Genomic DNA, 26,503 nt, shown 5'->3' with positions numbered 1-26,503 from the left:
GGGTTGTTCACTAAACTAGGAGGATATTCTATGGATTATACGAAGTGTTTTAAGGAAGTCTTACTGAAGTATTCTTTTATTGACCCTTTCGTGGAATTGATCCGTCATAACGAGAACATCACATACAAGGTCACAGAAAAGTATTCTGGAGACACTTACTTGTTGCGGATGCATAAACCCATTACAAAAAACATGCAGGGTGTACATAATACGCGTGAGGCTGTTCAATCGGAGTTGGATTATCTGTTAGCTTGGTCTTCTCATTCCGAATTACCTGTTCAAACCCCTGTTCCGAATGTAAACGGTGAACTGGTAACAACCGTTGTCATTGAACACGAAGAAGTGCATTGTTCCGTCTTAAAATGGATTTTTGGGGAAATCATGTCCAAGCAAGATTTGAATAGTGAGGAAACAGTTCGTACCTTTGGGACGCGTATTGCCCATTTGCATCAGTTTTCAATGCGCTATCAACAGGGTCCAAGTTTTATTAGGCCCGAATATGAAATAGAGTGGACAAATACCATGCTGGCCAAATTGCGATCCGGTAAAGAAATGGGTATTATCGCTACCAAGGATTTTTATATTCTTGAAAATACATTTTCATTGATCAATGATCGTATTAAAGTATTGAGCAAAACGATGGAGACATGGGGATTCATCCATGCAGACATCAACTATAGTAACTTAATCCTCACACCAAAGGGGATTTCGTTCATCGACTTTGGCTTGTCGGGTTCTGGATATTACGTGATGGATATCGCTATGGGTGCCCTTTTGACTGAAGGAGAATTGCGAAACGCTCTACTAGCCGGCTACACTACTATCATTTCCAGAAAAATAGACACTGAACAGCTAGAGGGTTTCATGTTTTTGGTGATATTTGCCTACTACGCTTTTCTGGTAAGTAACCAAGATAAGCATATGTGGATACGTAAACAAATGCCGGATTTGATTGAGAATTATTGCAAACCCTTCCTAAACGGTGAAGCGGTTTTCTACAGTTTTTGATTCATTCGAAGCAATCCAATCTTAATTAAAGTGGTGATCTTAATGCAGAACGTTTATCAAGGAATAGACAACGTTTTGGAGAAAATGCAATCAGCTTTAGAGAAGACAAGGCAGCAAAACCCCGATTTTTACGCGAAGTATCCGATGCAGCTGCTAACCGAAGCGGAAGAGCAGGCAATACGCACCGTCTCCGGGGAATGGAATCTGCCCGATGAGTACATCTACTTCCTAAATCACTATGTTCCCGAATCAGTCTCCTGGAGCACGGATGAATATATCAATCTATTTATTTACGGTGCCAAGGACTTGGTTGAAGGCCAATCGGGCTACAATTATAATCCCGTTACGGAAGAGGTCATTACTGATTGGCCGTGCGACTATCTCGTTATTGCGTCGGATGAAGGCGACCCGTATTGCCTGGATCTCTCCAGAGGAGATACCGTGATTTATACTGCAGGGCATGGAGAGGGTTCTTGGGATTTCTCCGTTGCTTATGATAATCTTACCGAGTTTCTTTACAGCGTCTTGCTTCCTCGGGGTATCGGGGAGGAAGTGGAGATGGGCGAAGACGAGCAGTTGGATTACTACAAAGTGTTCATTACAGGCCCGGGCGCCGACAAAATAAAAACATTGGTGTTTATCAAAAAGGTATTCTCCTGCGATTATGCGCTGGCAAAAACTTATCTGGAGGCGGTACCTCTACTCGTGTACAAGGGCATTGATCGGGTTGTGGCTAACATAGAGGACCAATTAAAAGCCATCGGTGCGGATTATGAATTACAGCAAATCAGTGTGGATGAATTTTTGAAGCAATAGATTTGTGAGGCGGGCAGATTGTATTGTGGTCGAAAAAACCGGCTCGGTTGTTCTTTTTCATGTTCATCACAGCGGAGTCGAATTTCCACGTGGAACATTTGAAAAGCATAAAAACCACCGGATTCCAGCGAACACCGAAAAGGCCGCATCAGGAAGGCTATTCTGGAAATAGAGGTAAAAATCGTCTATCATATAGGCTATAGAACTTCTAAATGACAGCTGATTAAGGATAATACAAGGAGAAAAGATGGATAATTCAATAAATATTCTCGTGGCCGAGGACGATAATGACATCAGCCGGCTGCTGTGCAGCATTATTCGAAAAAGCGGTTATGTGCCACAGCCTGCCTTTTCCGGAACGGAGGCGCTGCTCTATCTGGAGCAACGGGAATGGAGCATGGTACTGCTGGATTTGATGCTGCCGGGAATGACGGGCGAGGAGCTGCTTAAATGGATCCGCTTGCGGGGAGGCGTGCCAGTCATTATCATTTCGGCCAAGGGTGAGCAGCAGACCAAAGTGTCAGCGCTACGCGGGGGTGCGGATGATTTCATTACGAAACCTTTCGATATCGAGGAAGTCTCGGCGCGAATTGATTCCCATCTGCGCCGGTTTGCGCAGATGGCTCCGCCGGCTGTGCTGAGCGTGCTGCAGCATAAGGGACTTGTGCTCGATCACGATTCCAAAACGGTGACGGCAGAGGGGATAGAGGTTGCGCTGACCGCCCGGGAGTATGAGATTCTCACATTGCTTCTATCGGCACCGAAAAAGGTATTCACGAAAGCAAATCTATACGAAAGCGTATGGGATGAGCCATATTACGGAGACGACAATACGGTCAACGTCCATATGAGCAATTTGCGGAGCAAGCTTGCGAAGGCTGCGCCCGGCAGCGAATTTATCGAGACGGTATGGGGCATGGGCTATCGGCTAAAGCCTTAAGACATTCTTAAGGATTGGCTTTAGCTCCTCTTAAGTTTTCGTTTCTATACTTGGTCTATCACATAAGGGAGGCCAAGACTACAATGAGCGAATATGTATTGCAGACGAATCAATTGTCTAAGAAGTTTAAAGGCAGCGTAGCGCTGGATAAAGTGAATTTATCTATCCGCAAAGGCTCCATATATGGCTTTATTGGGCAGAACGGAGCCGGAAAATCGACGTTGATGCGCATCGTTACCGGACTAGCTTTTCCGTCCGACGGAAGTATCGCGCTGTTTGGCGCGGGCGACGAGCGGGCGTTGACCCAGGCCCGTAAGCGGATGGGTCTGATTATCGAGAGCCCTTCGTTGTTCCCCCACATGACCGCCGCCGAGAATCTGGAGGTGAACCGGCTCCTCCGGGGCATCCCCGGCAAAGACTGCGTCCCAAGGATGCTGGAATTGGTCAGACTGCAGGGAACAGGCAGGAAGAAAGTGAAGAATTTCTCGCTGGGCATGAAGCAGCGGCTGGGTCTGGCAATCGCCATGCTAAGCGATCCGGAATTTCTAATTCTCGACGAGCCGACCAATGGGCTCGATCCGATGAGCGTCATCGAAATGCGCGAGCTGCTCAAGCAGCTTAACCACGAACGAGGGATAACGATTCTGATCTCCAGCCACATTCTGAGCGAACTGCATTTGCTGGCAAGCCATTACGGCATCATTCATAACGGTAAGTTGCTAGAGCAGCTCACTGCTCAGGAATTGAATGATAAATGTCAGCAGTACGTGTTTATTAAAGTGGATGATCCGGACAAGGCGGCAACGGTTATTCAGAACGAGCTCCGCACCAATGATTTCGAAGTGATGCCCGATGGCGCGATTAAGCTGTTTGGCAATATCGAACAGCCAGGTAAAGTATCTTCGACGCTATTCTCCGCAGGTCTGGAAATTGAGCAGTTTATGCCGATGGGCGAAGACCTGGAGAGCTTTTTCATGAAGCGGATCGGGGGTGCCGGGCATGTATAATCTGGTTAGATCCGAACTGTTCAAGCTGCGTAAGGACAGGTCGTTCCGCGTGCTGCTGCTAATAACCGCCATTCTTTCATTGGCCTATCCACTGCTCTACTATTTTGACCATAAGTCGAGTGGAGAGCCGCAGTTCACAGGAGCCGAATTTCTGATTCAGTTTATTGCAAGCAATGCCTATCTGATCAAATTTGGCGTTGCAGCGCTGGCCGGATTCTTCATCGCCAATGAATATGCGACGGGTGTCATGAAGACGATCGCATCGTCGGGTAACGATAGAGGGCGGCTGTTCACCGCCAAACTGATCGGATTCTCGGTCGGAGCCATGGCTATCTCTTTGGTATTCCCGATCGTAAGCACGACCGAAGTTTCTCTGCTTTCAGGTTTCGGCCATTTGCCGCAGGGGTTTGACGCGTCCTTCATACCGCGGGCCCTAGGACTGACACTGCTGTACACTGCAGGCTATGCGGCGATCGGGGCGCTGTTCACTGCCGTGTTCACCGAAAGTGGCAAGACGATCGGCTTCTCGATGATTTTCTTCCTAATGATTGATACGATTTTGGGGGGCTTGGGTGAGTACATCCCTTTCTTTACTACAGTGTATGATTATTCTATCTTCAAGCTGATGAACGATATCGGCAAGCCCAGTATTGACAGCGGCGACCTGCCAGCGCTCCTGCTCGTGCCAGTGCTGACGATTGTCGTATCCGCGCTACTCGGTATTCTCGTGTTCCGCAGAAAAGAAATTAAATAATAATGAGAGGGGCGGGAAAGTCTTGCTTATCATAACGCTCATAACGGTTACGGTGGCGGCTCTCCTGCTTGCCCATCTGCTGCTGATGAGGCGGGAGCTGGGGCGGATGACGGAGCAGCTGCGCCGCTATAATGAACGGACAACCGGCAAAAAAATAGACGTGACTCTATTCGACCAGAGGCTCGAAAGACTTGCAGGTCAAATTAATCGCCAGTCCGATCTCGTAGTCGACGCGGAGGCCCGCAGAAGACGAACCGAGAATGAGCTGCGGCAGGCGATTGCGAACATTTCCCATGATATCCGTACTCCGCTCACCTCCATATTTGGCTATATTCAACTGCTGGAAGCAGAGCCTGTTACGCCTGAGGAGAAGCACGAATACCTCACCATTGTTAAAAATCGCACGAGACGGCTGCAAGCACTATTGAACGACTTCTTCGAGTTATCCCTAATCGAATCTTCCGATTATCAGCTTAAGACCGAGCGGATCGGAATGACTGTCCTCCTGTCAGACATTCTGGTCGGTTTCTACGACCGGTTTAACGAACGGGATATTACGCCGGACATTCGGATGCCGGAGGAAGAGGTAGCCGTATATGCCGACGAATCAGCCGTGCGGAGGGTCGTTGAGAATTTGCTTACCAATACTATCAAGCATGCGAGCGGTCATGTGAAAATCCGCTTCCAGCAACAGCCTGAAATTGCCGAGTTTACGATCATTAACGATGCGAAGGAATTATCCGATATTGATGTGAGGCTGCTATTTGACCGTTTCTACACGGTCGACCGCACCCGATCCGGCCAAGGATCGGGACTTGGTCTTTCTATCGCCAAAAGTCTAATGGACAAGATGAACGGCACGCTGACCGCGGAGCTGCACGGGGGCAACTTAAAGATGACCTGCCGCTGGAAGCTGTGATCACGGGACACCGAATTAGCCAATCAATGGAGCCAGCTCCATTGATTGGCTTTTCGTGAACGGAATTGAAATCCACCCCATAATATAGCAGGGGAAGCGGTGTAATTGATGGGCTAGTAGTTTATGCCACTTTACTTACAGTTTCTTGAAATATTCTATTTCTCTTGCATAAAAATCAACTGCCTTACCCTCTGTGATTTCCCAATTACTTTCCAATTGTTCGATGATTTCTTGAAGCTTCTCAATAGCTTTATCATAATCTCCTTGAATCTCATATATATGTGAAATTGCTATCAATGCATCTATATATTTGGGATTGGGTTGTAGTTCGTATCCTTTGGTGTAATATTCGATAGCTTCGTCGTATTTGCACAGTTTCGCCATGCAGTCTCCCCTAAAGGACCACGTACGCCATTCATCAGGATACAGATCCGTCATCTGCTCCCAAAGAACTAATGCCTGAGAAAGGTTGCCTTCTTCCTTGCAGATCAGTCCTCCATATAATTGATATAAATAACCTGGATGGATTTTGTTCAATCCTTCTAGAGTTTCTTTAGCTTCAGCGCATCTGCCATCTGCAAGTAAGTGGTTCATAAGCCATACATAACCCTGCCAGTAATCTGGATGATTTGGCACGAAATTTTTATAATACTCTATAAGTTTATGGTGATTTGAATAGTTCCAGTCAAAAATGACTCCATTCTCCGCATCCCGTAAAGCATTATGATTACTTTTTTTATGTGGATCTAATAACAGGGCCTCCTTGGCATAATGGGAAGCTAATTCACGGTGCTCCTCTGAACGATGAATGTGTAACTGAGCCAGCAATGTGAGACATGGGGCCTTTTTTTCGTCATTAGTTAGCCTTTCTTTGAGAAATTGTTCAGCATAATTAAAATCATCTTTGGAAATAAAATGTTCGGTACTAATCATATTTTCAATACGCTCTAGATGTGTGTCATCAGTTAATGCAAATAGCTCATCAATTGTAACCCCTAAAATCACAGATAACTCAGGGAGAATTTGAATATCTGGCATGGTTACGTTGTTTTCCCACTTGGATATGGCTTGGGATGACATATTCAGTTTTGTTGCAAGTTCTTCCTGAGTCATTCCTTTTTGTAAACGTAGGGTTTTGATTTTTTTTCCGATCTCAATATTCATTTGAATACCCTCCAATTTTTATCAGTTCGACTAGTCCCTTGAATTATAACTTGTGGTTTAAAATCTCCTCAATGACCGCGTGGTTAAACGAATTAACTTATCAGTTACATTAGCGGCTACAAGGCACGAAGCCTCTCTTTGGATCATTCGATTCATCAAGTGTACATTTTTGCTTTCAATGATATTAACAATATGTTATTATCAAGTTGAAATTAAGAGTGAACTAACTTTATGGTGCACAAATCGGATGAAAGCAGAGGGGATGCAAGTGAATAAATCATGGGGCGGCTGGAACCTGTTTGAATTGACCTGGCTGGTTTTGTTTACCTCAATTGCTGTTGGGTTTACGGTGCTTTCTAAGGATTCTTTATTCGGATTTACGGTCTTTATCACCGGGGTGCTGTGCGTGGTGCTCGCGGCGAAGGGAAATCTGATGAGTTATGTGTTTGGGATGTACAATACCGTTGGTTATGCATACTTGGCTTACGTCAACGGTTTGTTTGGAGAGGTTATGCTAAATCTGCTGTTCTTTGTTCCTATGAATGTGGTCGGCTTCTACATGTGGAAAAATAACCGGACTAACGGCAAGCTGTCCATGCGTCAGCTGGAGCTCAAGCGTCTGCTTCTAGTGGGGGCGGTCTGCGTATTAGGCAGCCTGCTGCTGGGCCTGGGTCTATCATTCATACCGGGGCAGAATTCGTCTTATATTGATGCCACTACGACGGTGTTATCCGTTGTCGCCACTCTATTAATGGTTCGAAGATTCAAGGAACAATGGCTGGTCTATATTGTCCTCAATATGTTCACGGTGCTGCTGTGGGTGATTCGAATGCTCGAGGGGAGCGGTGAAGGCCTGCTGATGATCGTCATGTGGAGCGCGTATCTGGTTAACGCTGTATACGGCTACTACAATTGGAACAAGGGCGCTAGGGAGGTATCAGCATGAAGAGACTTGGCTTGACGCTCGGGAAGTTTGCCCCGCTGCATAAAGGGCATCAGTTCATGTTCGAGACGGCGCTGCAAGAGGTCGATGAACTGATTGTAGTGATCTATGAGACGACGGTGACCCCGATCCCGCTGCATATCCGGGCCAACTGGATTCGCAAGCTCTACCCGGCGGTGCGGGTGATTGAAGCCTGGGACGGTCCGGACGGGTATTCGAACGACAGGGAGCATGAGATAAGGGAGGAGCAATATATTCTGGAGTTATTGAAAGGCGAGCAAGTGACGCATTTCTACTCCAGCGAGTTTTACGGAGAGCATATGAGCATCGCTTTGGGCGCAGTAGACCGGCGGGTGGATGAAGCCCGCGGGCAGGTACCGATTTCAGCTACCATGGTCCGTTCGGTTCCTTACAAGTACCGGGAATATGTGAGCGATAGCGTATATCGGGATTTAATAACAAAAGTGGTTTTTGTGGGAGCGATGTCTACCGGCAAATCCACGATCACCGAAGCGTTGGCCCGGCAGTATCGTACAACCTATGCTAGCGAATACGGGCGCGATTATTGGACGGAGCATCAGGTGGACCGCCGAATTGGCTTGGAGGCGTTCGATGAAATTGCTGTCGGCCATATAGAGCGGGAAGAATGGGCTTTACTGCAAGCGGATAAATATCTTTTTGTCGATACCAATGCGATCACCACTTATATGTTTGCCTTGGATTACCACGGCCGGGCTCCTGAACGCTTAACCCGGATCGCCCTGGAAAATGCACAGCGGTACGACCTTTTTTTCCTGTGTGACGACGATATTCCTTACGAGGATACATGGGACCGCAGCGGGAACCAGAAGCGGCATATTTTCCATAAGCAAATTATTGCAGATTTGAAGGAGCGGCGGATTCCCTACATCACGCTTCGGGGAAGCCTGGAGGAGCGAATGGGCAAGGTAGACGAAGTGCTGGCAACGTTCAAGCCCTATCATAATTATTTTGGCGAAGCACGGTGGTAACTAATGTTATTGACAAAACTTTTGACTATGATTAGTATTGAAAAATATTTAAAAGAAGTTATGATCCTATAATCAAATAATTTCTAAGCTATGAATGCTATGGATCACACTATAGCAGGAGCAGCTTCTGGAGAGACCGTGGGGATTCCCCGGCGCCGAAGGGTTCACAATCTCAGGCAAAAGGACAGAAGAGTACTGGATAATTCATTTGTTATTCTGATAAGCGTCAGAATAATGAATGTATTTTATTTAATATTCTTATGACCGTGAGATTGGAGCGCATCCAGTCTCTTTTTTTATTGTCATTTTTACTTGTTCATCATTTCACAAAGAATTATTAGATGTAGAGGGGGAGTTTCACATGGCACCACAAGAACTAAAGAGAGATTTAGAGAACCGGCATGTTCAGCTCATTGCAATTGGGGGGACCATCGGGACCGGATTATTTTTAGGATCAGGTAAAGCTATACAACTCGCAGGACCATCCATCATCTTTGCTTATTTAATCGTCGGTATTGCCGTGTTTTTTGTTATGAGGGCCTTAGGAGAACTTCTGTTGTCGAAAGCGGGTTATCAATCTTTTACAGACATCGCCGAAGATTATCTTGGACCGCGCGCAGCATTTGTAACCGGATGGACCTATTGGTTTTGTTGGATCATGACGGCTATGGCGGATATTATAGCTGTTGGCGTATATGTACAATATTGGTTTGATATCCCGCAATGGATCCCTGCCGTCATTTGTTTAATCATTTTATTAGGACTCAATTTATTAACTGTAAAAAGTTTTGGCGAATTGGAATTCTGGTTTGCTTTAATCAAGGTAGTGACTATTCTCGCGTTAATTGTTATCGGGGCAATCCTGCTGGTGATTGGATTCAAAACAGCGAACGGAACGGTTACTGTCCGTAATATTTGGGCACATGGGGGGATATTCCCGAACGGGGTTTCAGGGTTCCTACTTTCCTTTCAAATGGTTGTGTTTGCCTTTGTCGGTGTAGAATTGGTGGGGGTATCGGCAGCCGAAACATCCAATCCGGAAAAAACCATCCCATCGGCTATTAATAAAATTCCTTTAAGAATTCTATTTTTCTACGTGGGTGCCATTATCGCCTTGTTATGCATCAACGCATGGACGGAACTGAATCCGGCAGAAAGTCCTTTTGTTAAAACATTTAGTTTGGTGGGGATACCGATTGCTGCTGGAATTATTAACTTTGTCGTATTAACTTCAGCCGCGTCTGCCTGTAACAGCGGAATGTTCTCAACAAGCCGGATTCTATATAATTTGAGCAGGAATGACCAGGCTCCAGCCAATTTTGCAAAGCTGAATAAAAATCATGTCCCAAGCAATGCGCTTTTCATCTCCACGCTTGTGTTATCCGTGGGAGCTCTTTTGAGTAAGCTGATTCCGGAGACTGCTTTTGGAATCGTGACGACCATCAGTGCCATTTGTTTCATCTGGGTTTGGGGTATCGTTCTGATCTGCCATTTGCGGTATAAGAGAACAAAGCCGGAATTGCAGGCGAAGTCAAAATTCAAAGCACCGTTCACCCCATTTATTAATTATGTAGTCCTAGCGCTGTTTGCAATCATACTCATTATTATGCTGTTTGCTGAAGAAACACGTCCGGCCTTATTGTTGACGCCGTTATGGTTTATTCTATTATTTGTTTTGTATTCGGTGAATCGGAGAAAGCGGGAAAGAAGCAGCAAAATAATTAGTACAGAATCACATCCCATGGATGCCTAACGCTCACTTTTTTATGAAAAAGGGGATTGCCTCAGGCCTTTCGGCCGGATAGGCAATCCCCTGTTCCAAATCAATATGGGTAGGCTTGCTGCGACAACGCTATTTCAGAGGAATTTTCATTTCCAGTTGCTCGTTGTAAATTTTAACTACCTTTCCTTTAGAATCCAATTTATATGCCCCGGTGTTGCCCTTTTCAAAAACTGCTTTATAAGGCCGGATAATCAGATATTCTGCGGCTGGGTTAATCTTTCCGAACAATAAATCTTCAGAAGTAGTATCCCGGGTAATTGCAACAGTGTCCCTCGCGATCGAGTTTAACTCATTTCCGAGATTATCATAAATATCATATCCTATATCATAGGCTTGAATGTTGGGTACTCCTTTTACCGCCAGTGCAATGCGCACAGAAGCCTCTCCTACAGCGACTCGGGTGGTTTCAATTTCAAATTGGCTGTCTGCCTTTGGAGCAGGCGGCTGAATGTTACGCACCACTCCTTCTTGCTTAAGAGAAAACTTCAGTACGTACGGCTCTTGTATACCTTGGAGCTCCACATTCACGCTGATTTCAGAGCCAGCGGCTAGACCTGCCTTTTGTTCTTCATTTAACCATCCGATTGGCAGTACAACAACCGCCTTGTTGCTATCACCGTCCTTGCTCCAGCGCGGTGACTTCAACTCAATGCCTCCAGGTTGAGCTATCTTTGCATCTATACCCACTATTGTCCCTTCTGCAAGATAGGGTTTGCCTTTAGCATCTAAGGTTATTCCTGCGAAATTTCCTGAATATAAGGTTCCCTCACAGCTCAGATTGATCTTAATATAATTGCCGTCAAATTGTGCACTTCCTTTTACAGTAAGCTTATCGTGTGAATCCGAGGCTTTTGGTGTATTCAGGGAAGCTTCAGCAGCCGGTTGAACAACAGATGCATGGGTTGCAGCCGGCATTCCCAGCCCTCCAAGGCATACTGCAGCGCTTAAAATTACAGATAATTTCATTGTCTTTTTTCTCATAATATCCATCTCCTAAGTTTTTTATTGAATTAACACGCTTATTTCCAGACCGTCGATATAATGCTTCACCGTGTTTCCGAAACGGTCTGTTTTGAATAGCCCGCTCTTTCTTTCCGGGTCCTTGAACTCATTAAGATAGGCACGGATTGTGAGCTTATTAGGATGCTTGTCGAACGGCTCTGTAAGCAAATCCACATGAAGTGACCCATTGGAAGAATAGAGGGCTTCTTTTGATATATTTTCTAACACTAGTCCTTGTTCATCCTTTACTTCAAAGCTTATTAAATGCAAATCTGGATTATCTACATCTGTCTCTTGTTCGAGCATAAGCGACAGACGGGTCGTTAATGGGCTGTATTCCAGCTTTTGCAGCGACAAACTGAAGCCTTCTGCTTGTGCGTGTATATTGGGTGTGGTAATAGTATTCTCTGTAACCTTACGTGCAGGAATCTGGAGAATAAACGGTTCATTAATACCTTGTAAGCGAACTGTTAGGGTCAGTACAAATTGATCAGGAAAAGCTTTGGTGGAGACACCCAAATTCGAAGAATCCACCAGCCTAAAAATAGCTGTATTGCTCTCCTTGCCTCCCATCCAGGTTAGAAACGGAATAGTCGCCCATTGCCTATCTGCAAAGTCCTCCAGTGAGACTCCGTCGATCAATACGTCTGCATAATCTATTGTGCCTTTCTCCAGAAAAGGCTTCCCGTCTGTCCCCATCGTCACTTCGGTCAGCGTACTGCCCAGCCCTTCTCCCTCACGCTTCACGGAGAATGCTAAACGGCTGCCGTCAAATACGGCCTCTTCGGCAGATAAGGTGATTCCTTCATGAGTATCACTGCTGTTCGGGCGGGAAATCAGACCCAAACGCTGCGCGGCCTGCAACCCCAGATCACCGGCCTGTTCAAAAATGCCGCCTACCCATGGAAGCTGCTTTAGCGCATTGGCCAGTGCTGGCGGATAGATTGCCGTTAGCATAACACTGAGCAATATTGCCGCAGTAATAGCCGCAATTTTTGGATATACCTTGCTTTTCTTTTTCTTGTCCGCAGAATCCTGAACAATTGTGGAGAGAGATGCATAAGTCGAATCCTGCCGTGATCGCAGTAAAGGAGGAAGCTCCTGTGTATTAGCTTGTCTTAGCTCCCTGAGCTGCTTTTCTAAGTTTTTATTATTCATTAGCAAGACCTTCCCCCCGTACAGGATGTATCTGTTTGGATAACAATCGCCGTGCGCGGTGAAGCCGTGCCCTGACCGCCCCTTCGGTGATGCTAAGTACATCCGCAATCTGCTTAATGGATAAATCCTCATAGTAGAAAAGCACGATAGCAAGCCGCAGGGGCTCGTCCAGCCGGTTAATGGAGCTTTGCAGGTCCACATTCCCTGAGGCTTCAAAAGGCAAATAGGAAACATTCGTTTCTTCGGGAATCTCCGCCATAACCACAGTTCGTTCCCGCATACGGAGCAACTGATTGCATTCATTAATCAGGATGCGTATAACCCAGGTTTTAAAAAATTTGGGCTGCTTAAGGTTGGCCAACCCTTTGTACACCTTCAGTGTCGTTTCCTGAAGAGCGTCCGCGCAATCTTCATCTTAAATCAGAATGGTTTTAGCTACTCTGTACAGCTGTGATTCCAGTTGCCTGAAAAGACGGGTAAATGCCTCATGGTCGCCTTTCTGTGCCTTTTTGATATCCAGTTCGTTTTCCAGCAAATGATTCTTCCTCCTCGAGGGCCCTCTGTATAATTAGATGGATGAGACATACAAAAAGTTATCTTTTAGGCAAAAAAAATTAAAATTCTTCAATATCACCTTCCAAGAAGCAACTCTGGCAGTTATTCTTATAAATGAAAAAGACCCCTTAAAAAAGGGGCCGCATCTAATCATAGTATATGACTGAAATTTAATGATAGTATGAAAATAAATGATTTAGCGATTCCCCCATAGTAGAGCCAACCCTTCCAACTTACCTCAAATTGGAAGGGTTTTGCCATGCTCTTTATTCACTATTCCTCATGATTCAAGTTTACTTTACTGGGAATCTTGACATGCTCCGGAATGATTTCTTGCGTATAAAATGGTATTGTTATGACTTTTTATTTGAACGCACCTCTAACCTCTTTGACAATCCTTCTTATTCTCTCAATCTCCTCTACATTAAGCTCGCTCACAACTATTGCATACTCATCAATTGCTTCGCGTTGTGCTGCTTCGATCTCGTTTTGTTTATCATAACTTTGCAAAAGTTCGCTTGGCTTAACTTTTAAGGCGGTTACAATTTTCTCAAGTGAATCTATAGAAAAATTCCGTTCTCCTCGCTCTACTGATCCTATGTAGGCATCATCTAGGGTGGACAACTCTGCTAATTGCTGCTGGGTTAAACCTTTTGCTTTTCGAATATCCCTGATTCGGTCTCCAACCATGTTGCGTAATTTTATCATTACTAATCACCTCTCCTAAAGGTTAGGAGAGTCTTGGTATAAATAGCAGGGATGTATAGGCGGTAAAATATATTGAATAAACTACGTATAAGGAGTATATTTTGTTTATTCTACTACTTCTAACTGAATAGATAAAGAAACTTTTTTCTGAACAATACTCTTTATAAGGAGGTTTCACCTATGCACCACTCCATCCTCAAAGCCTTCAACCCGGATATTCTTGTCGAAATCCTGGAGGCCGCATATTTGTTTGAACAATGGAACAAGCTGATTTATACCGCAGATATCCTGCTTAACTATGCCCAACGTATTTATGAAGAGCGGCAGTACTGCAAAGCAATGGGATTGAATATACCTATAATTGAGATGAAACATCCGCTTGTTTATTATTTTGGGTTCAGTCAACAGATGCAGGGAGATGCATATCAAATGCTGGGGGATTACGAGCACGCCAAGGATAGTATCTACAGATACGCAGAACTTGGCTGGTTAGAGGATTTGGGGAGGGACGGCCAAGAGATTGCTCGTGAATTTCGGTTCTTGGCAAAGGTGAATTTATACGCCGTAGAGATTTTATCAGGAAAGACAGAACTCCTCAGTGACTATGTGCGCTTTCTTCAGACGTATCCGAAGGGAACATTGGATGGACTGGCTGTTATTATGCAAGCTGCGCTGTGTTATGAATTAAATGTGGATGAGCAACTGCGCCTCTTAACTGATGAAATAACAGGAATCGAGTCTGAACAGGATGGAGAGGTACGGTCGAAGTACAGGAAATGTTGTGATCTCGTGGATTTATATAATAAGAGGAAGGCTCAATACACTCCCATCCCATAAACTTGAATTTACATTGTTAATTTTACAAAGGCCTAGTTGTCCGTTAATACTTCTTTTACACTCATCTTCTATAGTTAAGCAATTACTAAAAATAGAGGGGAACATTGAACATCAATGAAAACATGGGAAACTGTATTATCTACGCTGCTCCTTGCAGGCGCTCTACTTCCTGCCGCAACAACTAACGCAGCATCTGCCTCAGACCTAAAAGGTTATGAACCTCTGCGTAAGCACATGGATAGGATTGGAGCAACTATCACTTGGGATAGCGACGATAAGTCGGCACTGGTCAAGCTGAAGAACGGATTCGCGGGCACGTTCACGGCAGGCGAGAAGGAATATCGTCTGGCGGGTAAAGCCGGCGAGCTTCCGGCGGAGGTCAAATTAGCCGATGGCAAGATGTACATTCCTTCTAAGCTGCTTCAAGCGATTCTGGCTGAAAATGCAAAGTTCATCAATTCCGCCGATATCATCACCCCTTATTCTGTAACCGCCCAGGTGGAGACGGCAGCCGTTGAAGATGGCGAGGATGCAGCCGATGACCCGGCCATCTGGCTCGATTCTGCGAACCCGGCGAATTCCAAAATCATTGCCACGAACAAAGGCGGAGGCGTCCTTGTCTATGATTTGAACGGCAAAGAGCTTCAAAATTATAAAGTAGGAAAAATGAACAATATCGATATTCGTTATGATTTTCAGCTTGGCGGTAAAAAAGTAGATATTGTTGGCGCGACCAACCGTTCTACGAACACGATCGATATTTTTGCCATGGATGGGGCTACCGGGAAGTTGACTGACATCGTAGCAGAGCCCATTAAAGCGAAGATGGAAGAGGTATATGGATTCAGTCTTTACCACAGTTTGAAATCGGGCAAATATTACGCACTGGTGCTGGGTAAAGAAGGCGAATTTGAACAATATGAGCTGATAGAGAATGGAAAAGGCAAGGTTTCAGGCAAGCTCGTCCGCGAGTTTAAGCTGGCTACGCAATCAGAAGGAATGGTAGCCGATGATGAGTATGGCATGCTGTATATAGCAGAAGAGGATTACGCGATATACAAATATAATGCGGAGCCTGATAGCGGGACCAAACCTTTGTCCACTGTCGATATTGCGGATGGACGCCGGCTGCAGGATGATATTGAAGGGCTGACTCTCTATTATGGTGCCGATGGCAAGGGTTACTTAATTGCCTCCAGCCAAGGCAGCGACAGTTACGCGATTTATGACCGTGAAGGCAATAACGCCTACCTTACTAGCTTCAATATCGCCGATGGCTCATTGACCGATGGCACCTCGGTAACCGATGGAATTGATGTACTCGGGTTCGGGCTGGGTGAACAGTTCCCTTATGGTATTTTTATTGCCCAGGATGATTCCAACATCAACGATGGCAAAGAGCTTAACCAAAACTTTAAAGTAGTAGCCTGGGATCAAATTGCAAAAGGTGCAAAGACACCGTTATTGATGGACAACAAAGTGGATCCTCGTAACCTTGTGGACCGCAGCGCAAAGTGATATTGTTTTAAGAGCTAACGTTCAAGTGTTAAAGTAAAGAGTATGTTCTCACTGGCAGCCTCCAACCCCACATTTCAGGGTCTTGGGGGCTGCTTTATGATAAAGACAACATTTAACGGGGGTCCGTACATGGCTAAAACAATTGTAGAGAAGCTAAATATGCACAAATTCAAAAAGGTTGCTGTATTGTACAGACCAGAGGGTGACGACAGTTTAGCGGGGCTAGCGGAGCATGACACTGAACTAACACCCGGCAGTTATGATCTGATTTTTGCTTATGTGCTCAATATGGAATCGCTACAGGATCTAGTCCAGAAAGTGATTGATCACAACTATTTAAATAAAGGTGGCTATTTGTTCGCCGCTTATCCCAAAAAAGGGAATAAGGTTTATCCGGCCTACATTCACAGAGACAGTCTTTTTGAAGGGGTAGGAGCCGATGAGGACGGTTATATTGGAACGAGCAACCTGAAGTTTGCACGTATGGTGGGCTTAAATGATGTGTTTACCGTTATCGGATTCAAAGAGGAGGCGCGGAAGAACAAAAATGCATCTTCAAAGCCAAGTCAACGTGTGGACGATTACACCTCTATGATCCCTGCTGTGGAGCAAGATCTGACGGATAGTGCGGAGACGCTGGCTTTTTACCAATCCCTTACGCCCGGCTACCGAAAGGATTGGGCCCGTTATGTATACAGCGCTGTACAAGAGGAGACTAGAGAGAAACGGCGGGCAGAAATGAAGAAAATTCTGGGTGAAGGGTATAAAAGCATCGATATTTACCGGAGAGAAAAGCCGTAAATAGAGCTGACATCCTTGCGGACATAACAGAATCAAAGCCACTCCGCATAAGGAGTGGCTTTGATTCTTCATATACTGATATTGCCAGCTTATGCATGTTACAACAAGGGTTCTTCCTTGCTGACTACGTTTGCTTTTTTCTCAATCATGAGCTTGGTTTTCACGGGCATAAATAATGTAATAACAAGTGCGGCACTGGATAAAATCATCATAACGAACAGGAGCAGTTGGTTACATTTTTAAACTATTTTTATGAATACCGGAAGATCTTTGCTGTATTGGTTGAGCACAAAGGCTTCAAAAATCACTTGTCCAACCTGCTGAAAAATACGATAGAAACACGAAGAAACGCAAGAGGAATAGATTCTACGAAGGAGGTAGTTTCAGTTGATATTGTTACAGCATCATTACTGGGCATTATTATGTGGTGGATTAAGAGGGTTTCATCTCAATAAAAAAACCACTCACTGGAGTGGCTGTGTCTTGCTATAAAGTCTCTTTCACTTTGATTAATAACTTCAAGAAGGCGGCGCTTTCTTCTTCGGTAAGGCCCTGGGTAACACATCGTTCTACTTCCATGAATATATCGTGGAATTCCTCGACGAGGTCGGCCCCTTTTTGCAATAAATATATTTTTTTCTGCCGTTCATTATCTTCCGGAATCACCCGCTTGATATAACCTTTTTTCTCCAACCCCTGAAGCATGCTGGTGATGGTGGCTCCCTTACGGTTGAAACGCTCGGCCAAATCCTTCTGGATCACACCTTTGTCCTGATGCTCAAAAATATAGCCCATCATCTGCCCTTGCTGCGCATTCAGTCCCAGTTCCGATAATCTGACATTGGCCATACCTCTGATTTTCAATCCAATCTCCCGGATTAAATCGGAGTAGGGGGTAAGCAAAGCTTGCTTCGTCATCCTGTGCCGGACTCCCTTGCTATAGTTTGAATTCTAATTATAAGAACATCTTAATTTTCGGTCCCTAAATTGTCAAATTGAAATTGTTAGACTTCATTTAATTTTAAGATTGACAATTAGAAGTCTAACTGTTATATTTCAATCAATAACAAACACTATCCCATTATAGGAGGTATCACAATGATTACAGCAATCACCAATGCGCGCATATTTGACGGCGAGAACGTGATCAGAGCCACGACGGTCCTGATTGAAGGCGAACAGATCCTATCGGTAGGCGGGGAAATACCGGCACATGCAATCACCATTGATGCGAAAGGAGGGACTTTATTGCCGGGTCTGATCGATGCCCACGTTCACACTTCCGTAGAGGGCCTGCGCGACGCACTGAAATTCGGTGTGACGACTGAACTGGAAATGATGGGCGGGTTTACGAAAAACGGCCGCGAGGCACAGCTCCAGGGGATTGAGGATATTGCCGACGTGCGCTCTGCCGGAATGGGGGTCACACCTCCTGGAGGGCATCCCGATGAACTTATGCCTGGGGATGGGGAAATCCCGGATTTTGTACTGAAGGAATTGGAGAAAATGAGCGAGGAAGATCGCAACGCTATGCTGGTTGCTCATGCCCATGATCACGATCACGGAGAAACGGCTGCGGTATCGAACAGGGATGAGGCGCTGGTATTTGTGGGCCAACAAGTCAGGGAGGGAGCCGATTATATTAAGATTATGATTGAGGAAGGGACGGTACTGGCCGCCCCCGGATTGCCTGTCTTAAGCCAAGATATTCTAAGTGCAGCCGTAGGGGAAGCGCACCGGTACGGCAAGATTGCGATTGCCCATGTGTTGACTGCGGACTCCTCCCGGCAAGCCATCGAAGTCGGGGTCGATGGTTTGGCCCATTTATTCATCGACCGCCCGGACAATACTTCGGATCTGGTGAGAATGATCGCAGAGGCCGGTGCTTTCGTTACACCGTGTCTGGTCTTGAACTCCTCCATTATTGGTAACTCCGCAGCAGAATTGGCCAAGGATCACCGTGTGAGTTCCAGGCTTAGTCCGGAATGGTTGGATACGCTGAATGCCAGCTTCCATACCTACCCGCAAGGCAGCATGGAAGACAACTACCGGAATGTGATGGACCTTCATCATGCAGGTGTAGACATCCTGGTGGGTACGGATGTCTCCGTGCCGGTTCCATCGCTTGGCGGGCTTGCCCATGGCGCCAGTGTACACCATGAAATGCAACTATTGGTGGAAGCGGGATTCACGCCCGTAGAAGCTCTTCAGTCCGCTACTTCAAAAACAGCCCGCCGGTTCGGCCTGAACGACCGCGGGCGTATCATTCAGGGGGCAAGGGCAGACTTGGTTTTGGTCGACGGCGACCCAACCACGACTATTTCCGATACGTTATCCATCTGTGAAATATGGCTGCGCGGCATTCAGAAAGTAGAAGAAGTGTGAAACCACGCTGGCGCTTGATTTATTAATAATGAGGAAGTCCATCCTAAGGGGGATGGGCTTTTTTTAATATCCCTGCAGACAAATGAACGTTCGGGCGGTGCTATTCGTACTATAGTTATTCTACGGGAAGAGCGTATGGGAAAAAAACGCATTGAAAGGGTGAAGGGCATGCTTACAATCAAACATTTTACCAAGAGCTATAAGGGTGGTAAAAAGGCAGTAAATGACTTGAATTTGGTGGTGGAGCAAGGCGATATCTACGGCTTTATCGGACATAACGGAGCAGGTAAAACAACAACCATTCGGGCAGTAGTGGGCGTGCTTGATTTTGAAGAAGGGGATATTGAAATTGACGGTATCTCCATTAAAAAAGATCCGGTAGCGTGCAAGGCGAGGATTGCGTATATTCCGGATAACCCGGATCTGTATGATCATCTTACCGGCATCCAGTACTTGAATTTTATCGGTGATCTCTTTAGTGTATCCAAAGCGGATCGTGAGCAGCTTATTAAAAAATACAGCGATGCTTTTCAAATTACGGTCCATTTGGGTGATATGATCTCATCGTATTCCCATGGGATGAAGCAGAAGCTTGCGATTATCTCTGCACTTATTCATAAACCAAAGTTGTTGGTGTTAGACGAACCCTTTGTTGGCCTTGATCCAAAAGCCGCTCACATGCTAAAGACAATTATGGTAGAGCTGTGCAGCAACGGCAGTGCCATCTTCTTCTCCACGCATGTGCTGGATGTGGCAGAGAAGCTCTGCAATAAGATAGCGATCATAAAGGGGGGCCAATTAATAGCCCATGGCAAGACAGAAGAAGTAAAGGGCGAAAATAGCCTGGAAGCATTATTCATGGAGCTGATCGACAATGATTAATATCTGGAGATTAACGAAGCTGCAGTTGTTTTCTTCATTTGGGTTGAATAAAGCTTTACATACAAAAGATGTTAAAGAAAGACGCAAATCGTTTTTACTCGCCTTTGGCATTCTTGTGGGAGTGCTTATGATAGCAGTAGTTTCATTTGGATACAGCTTCATGTTGGCAGTGACTTTTGAACAAATGGGGCGAATGGATCTATTACTGGCGATTATGATGGCTGTTACTTCTATTGTAGGGTTCTTCACCACGGTCTATAAGGCAAGCGGTGTATTATTCGGCTATAAGGACTACGATTTGGTGATGTCGCTGCCGATCAAGACGAGTCATGTTGTGGCAAGCCGTGTTCTTCAGCTCTATGTGCTGAATTTGTTCTTTTCTTTGATGGTCATGCTGCCAGCAGGTGTGGTATATGCTATAAAAGTGAATCCGGGGACGTTATTTTATCTGTTTTTTCTAATGACCCTTTTATTTATCCCATTACTGCCGATTATTGCGGCAACGATTATTGGTTCATGCATTAGCTGGATCTCTTCACGGTTTAAAGCGAGCCGGATGATCAGTCTTGTATTAACTTTTGCCATTGTGATTGCACTTATGGTCGGTTCATTTACGCTGAATGGAAACGAGCAGGCACTTGCTGATATGGGGACTGAGCTGGCCGATATGATATTTAAGCTGTATCCTCTTGCAGAAATGTATGTAGATGCGGTCTGCTCGTATCAGGTAGGCTCATTGTTATTATTTATTGCGTTATCCGTACTTTCATTTATACTATTTGCCACTGTGTTAAGTACAAGATATAAAGCGATTCATACAGGTCTAATGACCAGTCATGCAGGCAGCAAATATACCATGAAGCCGTTAGAAGCCTCCTCTCCATTTCGTGCACTGTATAAGAAGGAGTTGCGCCGATATTTTGGCTCTTCTGTTTATGTGCTGAACACAAGTATAGGCATGATTCTATTACTGGTGATGTCGGTTGCCTTATTGTTTGTCAGTTCGGAGAAGCTGGGGGAAATGATTGAAATTCCACAATTATCCCATTATCTGAGTACGCTGGCTCCCATCCTTCTATCCTTATTTGTAGTTTTAAGCTGCACAACGTCAAGTTCCATTTCGCTTGAAGGCAACAATTTATGGATACTAAAAAGCTCACCCGTATCGAAACAAGCGATATGGCTTAGCAAAGTTGCCGTGAATCTGACCATCACATTACCCGTCCTGAGTATTAGTAGTATAATGCTTATGATATCGTTGCGCACGGGATGGATGGAAAGCTTATTATTGCTTGTTATCCCTTTGATCTATGCTTGTTATTCCGCGCTGATGGGCATTATTGTTAACCTGAAATTACCTAACCTGGAGTGGAAAAGCGAAGTTACGGTAATCAAACAGAGTGCAGCAGTTCTTGTATCTATGCTCATAGGGTTCATCAGTTTATTAGTTCCCTTGGGACTATCCCTTCTTCTGACGCAGGTAAATGCAAATCTCCTCTTGTTAGGGGTTGGCATGATTATGATAGCGGCATGCCTGGCAATGTATAGATATATGCAGACAAAAGGGGAGCAGTTATTTCAGCGGCTTTAATCGGCCAGCTGTCGGTTCCATCCCGGCAACTGGCTGCTTAGCGTTTCAATAGGTCTCTAGATTTTAATTATGGTAATATTCTGCCAATGCATTTGCCGCAATGATGGCCTGGTATACGTCATCAGGAGTTACGGGATGTGGCATATTGCCCATCGTGTCTCCTTCGGCACATGCATCTTCCGCCACTTTCCGCCATTCTTCCTCTCTAAACTGATCCAGACCGAGATCTTTTAATGTTAAGGGTAAGCCCACTTCTTTGATGAAGTTAATGACCGTTTCCACTTCTTCTTTGGGTGCACTTTCTAAAACAAGCTGTGTTAATAAACCAAATACTACTTTTTCGCCATGTTGTGCATGATGCAGCGATGGGACAGCGGTCATTCCGTTATGAATGGCATGAGCAGCGGCTAAACCGCCGGATTCAGCCCCTACACCACTTAAATAGATGGTGGCTTCAATTGTTTTTTCAACGGCAGGAGTGGAAACTTTATGATCAACGGCTATCTTCGCTTGAAGGCCATATTCCAGAACAGTGTCATAGCACATCTTGGCGATACCTAATCCGGCAAGCGAGGGTTTCAAATTGACCAGATTATCACCATTTTTCTGATAGCAGGCGCGTGCTTCGAAATAGGTGGCGAGCGCATCTCCAATTCCAGCGACAAAAAAACGGGTTGGAGCACTTGCTAAAATATTTGTATCTGCCAAGACCACATCCGGATTGGTTGGCAGAAACAGATAGCGGTCAAACGAGCCGTCAGTTTTGTAGATGACAGAAAGTGCGGTGCAGGGCGCATCGGTTGAAGCGATGGTTGGGAAGATAATCACTGGCAAATGTACATAATATGCGGTGGCTTTAGCGGTATCTAAGGTTTTCCCGCCGCCAATACCCACGATCACATTAGCGCCTGATTTTTTAACCGCTTCACAATGCCTATCGATTTCCTCCTGAGTAATTTGCAGATTAAATTTCACGAACTCACTCTGCTGTCCAGCTTCTTTAAAGGATTGCCCCGCTTCTTTCGCTGCACGATCCAGGATGAATTCATCACAAATTACATAAGCATGGTCACCATAAGTAGTGGTATACGTAGATAGTTCGTTTAATAAGTGGTGACCTACTATAAATTTCTTGGGGGACGTGACTGATTTTACCGGTTGTTTCAATTTAACCACTCTCCTTGTTTTAGAAATTATCTACTGCAGGTAAGCTGATTATGCATTCAATGATTGGGTTTGTTCCCTGAAAAAGAAAACAGCCCCTCAGATTGAGGAGCCTCCATAAGAATCCTGTTAGGTTAAGTTGCGGGAATTTCAAGGACCCTGGCAATTAAAAACCCCGGCAAATCTGCCGGGGCTAATTATGTATAAATGGATGTTGTGCACACAGAAGTACTATGATATGATTGGAGAATTACTAAACATTATTTTTCGAATCGCCTAATAATCCTATCTTATTTACAACTTAATCTTACCACACAGTAATACGGGTTGTCAAACTTTCATTTTACAAATTCGAATGAAGGAGTGTATGCAGGAAGATGATAAGTGCAGAGGATTGGAAGCAAGAACAGGAACGGCTAAAGCAGGTTATGGAAAAGCTGCAAGCGAGGATCACCGAACTGGAGCCGGAGGTGGCCGGGCTGCATGACCAAGTGGTGGACATCCGCAAGCTATTTTGGGAAGAAGTGACTGTAAACACAAGCACTAGCGAAGATTTTGAAGAGACCTTCTACAGTATCAGGCAGCAAGAAGCTTTATTGTCCGAACGGGAGCGAAGCCAGCGGTTGCGCGCGCAGCAATGGAAAAACATGAAACGGCTGCTATCCTCTCCCTACTTCGGACGCATCGATTTTCATGAGGATGGCTTGAACACTGCAGAGCAAGTCTACATCGGTGTGTCATCCTTCATTGACTCAGATGGCATGAGTTTTCTGGTGTACGACTGGCGTACTCCGATCGCTAGTATGTATTACGATTATTCACCGGGCGCGGCCGGATATGATACGCCGGGTGGAGCTATCGCTGGAACGATGCAGCTGAAGCGGCAGTATCAGATTCGCGGAGATCAGCTGCAGAATGTGTTCGACACGAGCTTAACGATTGGGGACGAATTGCTGCAGCAGGTGCTTGGCAAGGGTGCGGACAATCAGATGAAGAGCATCGTCGCGACGATCCAGAAGGAACAGAATGCCATTATCCGCGATGACAACAGCCGGATGCTCATCGTGCAGGGAGCGGCTGGCAGCGGGAAGACCTCGGCGGCACTGCAGCGGGTGGCGTACCTGCTGTATAAACACCGCGAACGGCTGAGGGCTGACCAAATTGTGCTGTTCTCGCCTAATCCGATGTTTAACAGTTATGTATCTACCGTACTTCCTGAACTCGGTGAAGAGAACATGCAGCAGACGACCTTCCATGAATATCTTGATTACTGGCTTGGCAGGACGTTTCGTTTAGAAGATCCCTTCGACCAGATCGAATATGTGCTGGAAGAACAATCTGGCCAAGGGTATGAGGCCCGGCTGAAAGGCATCCAGTACAAGGCATCTGTGGACTTTCTTCAATCTCTCCAGAGTTATGCGCAGGGGTTGGAGGGGAAGGGCATGCGATTCATAAGCATACGCTTCCGGGATCGCGATTTGATCACAGCCAAGCAAATGGAATCCAAATTTTACAGCTATGATCCTTCCATTCGCTTGTCCAACCGCATCACTTTGCTGCAGGAGTGGCTGCGGCGTGAACTGTCTCTGCTGGAAGACAAGGAACGTGAGGCGCAATGGGTGCAGGATGAGCTGGATTATCTCGACAAGGATCAGTACGTCGAAGTATTTAATGAACTGCATAAAGACAGAGGTGTGTTTGACTTTGCCGAACAATATGAAGAAGCCCGTGAAATGCAGCGCGGCAAGCGCAGGCTGGACGAGGGCGATTTCGATTATGCTGAGCGGGAGGAAGCACTGCTGCGCCGGATGGTCGTGAAGGAGCAATTTAAACCGCTGAAGCGAAGTGTGAAGCGGATGTTGTTCATAGACATGATTGGGCTGTACATCCAGTTCTTTGAAGAAGAAAATGCTTTGGCGAAGATGACGAGTGAAGCCGGAGTTTCCCTGCTCTGGCCGGAAATCTGTCAGCAAACCAAGGAGAAGCTTAGCCGCTCCGAACTCTTTTATGAAGATGCGACACCGTACCTGTACCTGAAAGAGCTCATCGAGGGCGTTCGGGTGAATACGGAGATCCGGCATGTATTCGTCGATGAGGGTCAGGATTATTCGATGTTTCAGTATGAGTTCCTCAAAAAAATGTTTCCCCGTGCCCGCATGACGGTGCTTGGCGATTTCAGTCAGGCTATCTTTGCTCAGGCCACGGAACTGTATGGTGAAGATTCACCGCTCACCGGATTGTATGGCGAATCTGAAACGAGCTTATTCCATCTGGTTCGCAGTTACCGCTCAACCCGTGAGATTGTGGAATTCACGAAGTCTTTATTGCCTAACGCCAAGGAGATCGTAGCCTTTGAACGCGGTGGCAGGAAACCGCTCTTATCTATGCTGGGCAGCGACGGGCAGCGGGCAGTAAGAATAGCTGAGCATCTTGCGGCGCTTCAGGCGGAAGGCCTGGTCTCCATCGGGATCATCACCAAGACGGCAGCGGAAAGCAAAGCTGCGTATGATCTTTTGACGTCTCAGGGGTACCAGGGGCTGAAGCTTGTGACGAAGAACACACCCAACTTTGAGAAGGGAACCTTGATCCTTCCCGTATATCTCGCGAAAGGCGTTGAATTCGATGCCGTTCTAATCTATGATGCATCTTCGCAGACGTATCATCTGGAGAGCGAGCGCAAGTTATTCTATACCGCATGCACGCGTGCTATGCACCGGCTTTTGCTCTACACAACGGGAGAGTGGACCCCATTCCTTCCGGCATCGGATAAGTCCTTGTATGAGGTAGAGCAAATTCAGTGATGAATACTAACCAAGGATCTCTCTTCATAAACATGACAGTCAGATGTCGAGTTTCTCCATGTATACTTTGGAGAAAGGAGAGGATTCAACCATGAACACTTATACGACCCACAAGCCCAAGCTGATCATTACTGGAGTGACTGTACGTACAACAAACGCTGAAGAAACGGGACCGGACGGACGATTGCCACAACTTTGGGACACCTACTTTCAGAGCAATCTTGTTTCTGCCGCGGGGGTCAGAAATCCTCAATTCCTATACTCGTTGTATACGGATTATGAAAGCGACGTGAACGGAGCCTATACCGTTGTAATTGGACATGAAACAGATAATGAATTCGTCCAGGATGATAATAATCATGCGATTGTGGAAATACCCAAAAGTAAGTACATCGTATTCACGGCAAAGAAGGGACCTATGTATGAAGTGGTGCCTGAGGCGTGGCGGGAGATATGGACCTATTTCAAGCAATCGCCGGAAGTCAGAACCTATACGGGCGATTTTGAGCTTTATGATTCCAGGAATTCGGATCCAGCAAACACAGAAGTGCAGATTTATATAGCCATTAAATAGCTGGATAGCATGTTAAAACGCTACTGACATAAGGCTGTCAGTAGCGTTTTTGTATACTTATATAGAATGAATTTAATAACTACACAAAAGGGCAAAAGTAACGGAGGGGAGATTTGGAACTGTAGGAGCGAAACAGCGGCCTTGAAGTCCAAATATTCACCGTAGTTACTTCCTCGCCAAAAT

General features: G+C 45.6%; 24 protein-coding genes, 1 pseudogene and 1 riboswitch. Of the genes and pseudogenes, 18 read left to right on the top strand and 7 right to left on the bottom strand.

Translation table 11 applies throughout. From position 1 onward, the window contains the following. Nucleotides 1-30 precede the first annotated feature (30 nt). The 6 genes from NSS79_RS33480 (at nt 31) to NSS79_RS33455 (ending at nt 5,444) form a co-directional block, all read left to right on the top strand. Nucleotides 31-1,008: a phosphotransferase gene (locus tag NSS79_RS33480; protein WP_342437731.1), complete on the top strand. Its 978-nt coding sequence runs from the start codon at nt 31-33 to the stop codon at nt 1,006-1,008. 84 nt (nt 1,009-1,092) lie between these two features. After that, nucleotides 1,093-1,824: an SMI1/KNR4 family protein gene (locus NSS79_RS33475; protein ID WP_342437730.1), complete on the top strand. Its 732-nt coding sequence runs from the start codon at nt 1,093-1,095 to the stop codon at nt 1,822-1,824. A gap of 247 nt (nt 1,825-2,071) precedes the next feature. After that, nucleotides 2,072-2,764, top strand: a complete 693-nt coding sequence (locus NSS79_RS33470; RefSeq protein ID WP_342437729.1) for a response regulator transcription factor — start codon at nt 2,072-2,074, stop codon at nt 2,762-2,764. A gap of 83 nt (nt 2,765-2,847) precedes the next feature. Then, on the top strand, nt 2,848-3,771 hold the full coding sequence (locus NSS79_RS33465) for an ATP-binding cassette domain-containing protein (RefSeq protein WP_342437728.1): 924 nt from the start codon (nt 2,848-2,850) through the stop codon (nt 3,769-3,771). Beyond that, on the top strand, nt 3,764-4,525 hold the full coding sequence (locus NSS79_RS33460; protein ID WP_342437727.1) for an ABC transporter permease: 762 nt from the start codon (nt 3,764-3,766) through the stop codon (nt 4,523-4,525). Before NSS79_RS33465 ends, NSS79_RS33460 begins: the two co-directional genes overlap by 8 nt. A 22-nt stretch (nt 4,526-4,547) precedes the next feature. Next, nucleotides 4,548-5,444 carry a HAMP domain-containing sensor histidine kinase gene (locus NSS79_RS33455; protein ID WP_342437726.1) on the top strand — a complete coding sequence of 299 codons (897 nt, stop codon included), beginning with the start codon at nt 4,548-4,550 and terminating at the stop codon, nt 5,442-5,444. A gap of 135 nt (nt 5,445-5,579) precedes the next feature. Here the strand turns inward: NSS79_RS33455 and NSS79_RS33450 are convergent, their stop codons facing one another. Continuing rightward, entirely contained in the window at nt 5,580-6,608 is a 1,029-nt protein-coding gene (locus NSS79_RS33450; RefSeq protein ID WP_076113777.1) for a tetratricopeptide repeat protein, read from the bottom strand. Between the two features lie 268 nt (nt 6,609-6,876). Here NSS79_RS33450 and pnuC point away from each other — a divergent pair, with 268 nt between their 5' ends. The 3 genes from pnuC (at nt 6,877) to NSS79_RS33435 (ending at nt 10,314) form a co-directional block, all read left to right on the top strand. Then, entirely contained in the window at nt 6,877-7,554 is a 678-nt protein-coding gene (gene pnuC, locus NSS79_RS33445; protein WP_256718247.1) for a nicotinamide riboside transporter PnuC, read from the top strand. Beyond that, nucleotides 7,551-8,561, top strand: a complete 1,011-nt coding sequence (locus tag NSS79_RS33440; RefSeq protein ID WP_342437725.1) for an AAA family ATPase — start codon at nt 7,551-7,553, stop codon at nt 8,559-8,561. Before pnuC ends, NSS79_RS33440 begins: the two co-directional genes overlap by 4 nt. 117 nt (nt 8,562-8,678) lie before the next feature. Then, nucleotides 8,679-8,759: riboswitch (glycine riboswitch) on the top strand. 163 nt (nt 8,760-8,922) lie between these two features. Next, nucleotides 8,923-10,314, top strand: a complete 1,392-nt coding sequence (locus tag NSS79_RS33435; protein ID WP_342437724.1) for an amino acid permease — start codon at nt 8,923-8,925, stop codon at nt 10,312-10,314. A 99-nt stretch (nt 10,315-10,413) separates the two neighbouring features. Here the strand turns inward: NSS79_RS33435 and NSS79_RS33430 are convergent, their stop codons facing one another. From NSS79_RS33430 to NSS79_RS33415, 4 genes and pseudogenes are all read right to left on the bottom strand, one after another. Continuing rightward, nucleotides 10,414-11,325 (bottom strand): DUF5643 domain-containing protein, encoded by a 912-nt coding sequence (locus NSS79_RS33430; RefSeq protein ID WP_342437723.1) that lies wholly within the window; start codon nt 11,323-11,325, stop codon nt 10,414-10,416. Nucleotides 11,326-11,346: 21 nt separating this feature from the next. Then, nucleotides 11,347-12,504, bottom strand: a complete 1,158-nt coding sequence (locus NSS79_RS33425; RefSeq protein WP_342437722.1) for a DUF4179 domain-containing protein — start codon at nt 12,502-12,504, stop codon at nt 11,347-11,349. Continuing rightward, nucleotides 12,497-12,904: pseudogene (locus NSS79_RS33420) on the bottom strand (sigma-70 family RNA polymerase sigma factor); the annotation flags it as partial. The gene NSS79_RS33425 and the pseudogene NSS79_RS33420, both read right to left, overlap by 8 nt. A gap of 518 nt (nt 12,905-13,422) precedes the next feature. Beyond that, a complete protein-coding gene (locus NSS79_RS33415) occupies nt 13,423-13,767 on the bottom strand; it encodes a helix-turn-helix transcriptional regulator (protein ID WP_342437721.1) in 345 nt (114 codons plus the stop codon). Between the two features lie 180 nt (nt 13,768-13,947). Between NSS79_RS33415 and NSS79_RS33410 the strand changes: the two genes are divergently transcribed. The 4 genes from NSS79_RS33410 to NSS79_RS33395 all read left to right on the top strand — a co-directional run bounded on the left by NSS79_RS33410 (nt 13,948) and on the right by NSS79_RS33395 (nt 17,378). Beyond that, nucleotides 13,948-14,604, top strand: a complete 657-nt coding sequence (locus tag NSS79_RS33410) for a DNA-binding protein (protein WP_342437720.1) — start codon at nt 13,948-13,950, stop codon at nt 14,602-14,604. Between the two features lie 114 nt (nt 14,605-14,718). Next, the gene (locus NSS79_RS33405; protein ID WP_342437719.1) at nt 14,719-16,122 is read left to right on the top strand and encodes a phytase; all 1,404 of its coding nucleotides are present in this window, start codon (nt 14,719-14,721) and stop codon (nt 16,120-16,122) included. 129 nt (nt 16,123-16,251) lie between these two features. Continuing rightward, a complete protein-coding gene (locus NSS79_RS33400; protein WP_342437718.1) occupies nt 16,252-16,923 on the top strand; it encodes a YdeI/OmpD-associated family protein in 672 nt (223 codons plus the stop codon). 227 nt (nt 16,924-17,150) lie between these two features. After that, nucleotides 17,151-17,378 (top strand): TetR-like C-terminal domain-containing protein, encoded by a 228-nt coding sequence (locus tag NSS79_RS33395; protein ID WP_342437717.1) that lies wholly within the window; start codon nt 17,151-17,153, stop codon nt 17,376-17,378. A gap of 31 nt (nt 17,379-17,409) precedes the next feature. Here NSS79_RS33395 and NSS79_RS33390 read toward each other — a convergent pair whose 3' ends face one another. Beyond that, the gene (locus tag NSS79_RS33390) at nt 17,410-17,841 is read right to left on the bottom strand and encodes a MarR family transcriptional regulator (RefSeq protein WP_076113772.1); all 432 of its coding nucleotides are present in this window, start codon (nt 17,839-17,841) and stop codon (nt 17,410-17,412) included. Between the two features lie 180 nt (nt 17,842-18,021). On the opposite strand from NSS79_RS33390, the gene NSS79_RS33385 reads away from it, so the two are divergent. The 3 genes from NSS79_RS33385 to NSS79_RS33375 all read left to right on the top strand — a co-directional run bounded on the left by NSS79_RS33385 (nt 18,022) and on the right by NSS79_RS33375 (nt 21,781). After that, nucleotides 18,022-19,308 (top strand): amidohydrolase family protein, encoded by a 1,287-nt coding sequence (locus tag NSS79_RS33385; RefSeq protein ID WP_342437716.1) that lies wholly within the window; start codon nt 18,022-18,024, stop codon nt 19,306-19,308. A gap of 168 nt (nt 19,309-19,476) precedes the next feature. Then, complete coding sequence (locus NSS79_RS33380) at nt 19,477-20,190, top strand: ABC transporter ATP-binding protein (RefSeq protein ID WP_038601180.1); 714 nt, start codon at nt 19,477-19,479, stop codon at nt 20,188-20,190. Continuing rightward, complete coding sequence (locus NSS79_RS33375; RefSeq protein ID WP_342437715.1) at nt 20,183-21,781, top strand: hypothetical protein; 1,599 nt, start codon at nt 20,183-20,185, stop codon at nt 21,779-21,781. The genes NSS79_RS33380 and NSS79_RS33375 overlap by 8 nt, the downstream gene beginning before the upstream one ends. Nucleotides 21,782-21,844: 63 nt before the next feature. Here the strand turns inward: NSS79_RS33375 and NSS79_RS33370 are convergent, their stop codons facing one another. Then, nucleotides 21,845-22,948, bottom strand: coding sequence for a glycerol dehydrogenase (locus tag NSS79_RS33370; protein WP_342437714.1), 1,104 nt, complete (start codon nt 22,946-22,948; stop codon nt 21,845-21,847). A 374-nt stretch (nt 22,949-23,322) separates the two neighbouring features. On the opposite strand from NSS79_RS33370, the gene helD reads away from it, so the two are divergent. Both helD and NSS79_RS33360 read left to right on the top strand, forming a co-directional pair. Further along, a complete protein-coding gene (gene helD / locus NSS79_RS33365) occupies nt 23,323-25,746 on the top strand; it encodes an RNA polymerase recycling motor HelD (protein WP_342437713.1) in 2,424 nt (807 codons plus the stop codon). Nucleotides 25,747-25,837: 91 nt separating this feature from the next. Further along, nucleotides 25,838-26,320 (top strand): GyrI-like domain-containing protein, encoded by a 483-nt coding sequence (locus tag NSS79_RS33360; protein ID WP_342437712.1) that lies wholly within the window; start codon nt 25,838-25,840, stop codon nt 26,318-26,320. Nucleotides 26,321-26,503 lie beyond the last annotated feature (183 nt).

Origin of the sequence: Paenibacillus sp. FSL L8-0436, from assembly GCF_038593025.1 — a bacterium.
GTDB lineage: Bacteria > Bacillota > Bacilli > Paenibacillales > Paenibacillaceae > Paenibacillus_AQ.
Note: the sequence above shows the minus strand (reverse complement) of the source record. Positions and strands in the feature narration are given on the sequence as shown.

Excerpts from the sequence above, each read along its gene's own strand:
- NSS79_RS33470 (WP_342437729.1), top strand. The coding sequence starts at position 2,072 with ATGGATAATTCAATAAATATTCTCGTGGCCGAGGACGATAATGACATC.
- NSS79_RS33440 (WP_342437725.1), top strand. The coding sequence starts at position 7,551 with ATGAAGAGACTTGGCTTGACGCTCGGGAAGTTTGCCCCGCTGCATAAA.
- NSS79_RS33480 (WP_342437731.1), top strand. The coding sequence starts at position 31 with ATGGATTATACGAAGTGTTTTAAGGAAGTCTTACTGAAGTATTCTTTT.
- NSS79_RS33430 (WP_342437723.1), bottom strand. The coding sequence starts at position 11,325 with ATGAGAAAAAAGACAATGAAATTATCTGTAATTTTAAGCGCTGCAGTA.
- NSS79_RS33410 (WP_342437720.1), top strand. The coding sequence starts at position 13,948 with ATGCACCACTCCATCCTCAAAGCCTTCAACCCGGATATTCTTGTCGAA.
- NSS79_RS33380 (WP_038601180.1), top strand. The coding sequence starts at position 19,477 with ATGCTTACAATCAAACATTTTACCAAGAGCTATAAGGGTGGTAAAAAG.
- NSS79_RS33435 (WP_342437724.1), top strand. The coding sequence starts at position 8,923 with ATGGCACCACAAGAACTAAAGAGAGATTTAGAGAACCGGCATGTTCAG.
- NSS79_RS33465 (WP_342437728.1), top strand. The coding sequence starts at position 2,848 with ATGAGCGAATATGTATTGCAGACGAATCAATTGTCTAAGAAGTTTAAA.
- NSS79_RS33415 (WP_342437721.1), bottom strand. The coding sequence starts at position 13,767 with ATGATAAAATTACGCAACATGGTTGGAGACCGAATCAGGGATATTCGA.
- NSS79_RS33400 (WP_342437718.1), top strand. The coding sequence starts at position 16,252 with ATGGCTAAAACAATTGTAGAGAAGCTAAATATGCACAAATTCAAAAAG.
- NSS79_RS33375 (WP_342437715.1), top strand. The coding sequence starts at position 20,183 with ATGATTAATATCTGGAGATTAACGAAGCTGCAGTTGTTTTCTTCATTT.
- NSS79_RS33405 (WP_342437719.1), top strand. The coding sequence starts at position 14,719 with ATGAAAACATGGGAAACTGTATTATCTACGCTGCTCCTTGCAGGCGCT.
- NSS79_RS33425 (WP_342437722.1), bottom strand. The coding sequence starts at position 12,504 with ATGAATAATAAAAACTTAGAAAAGCAGCTCAGGGAGCTAAGACAAGCT.
- helD (WP_342437713.1), top strand. The coding sequence starts at position 23,323 with ATGATAAGTGCAGAGGATTGGAAGCAAGAACAGGAACGGCTAAAGCAG.
- NSS79_RS33390 (WP_076113772.1), bottom strand. The coding sequence starts at position 17,841 with ATGACGAAGCAAGCTTTGCTTACCCCCTACTCCGATTTAATCCGGGAG.
- NSS79_RS33385 (WP_342437716.1), top strand. The coding sequence starts at position 18,022 with ATGATTACAGCAATCACCAATGCGCGCATATTTGACGGCGAGAACGTG.
- NSS79_RS33460 (WP_342437727.1), top strand. The coding sequence starts at position 3,764 with ATGTATAATCTGGTTAGATCCGAACTGTTCAAGCTGCGTAAGGACAGG.
- NSS79_RS33360 (WP_342437712.1), top strand. The coding sequence starts at position 25,838 with ATGAACACTTATACGACCCACAAGCCCAAGCTGATCATTACTGGAGTG.
- NSS79_RS33475 (WP_342437730.1), top strand. The coding sequence starts at position 1,093 with ATGCAATCAGCTTTAGAGAAGACAAGGCAGCAAAACCCCGATTTTTAC.
- NSS79_RS33450 (WP_076113777.1), bottom strand. The coding sequence starts at position 6,608 with ATGAATATTGAGATCGGAAAAAAAATCAAAACCCTACGTTTACAAAAA.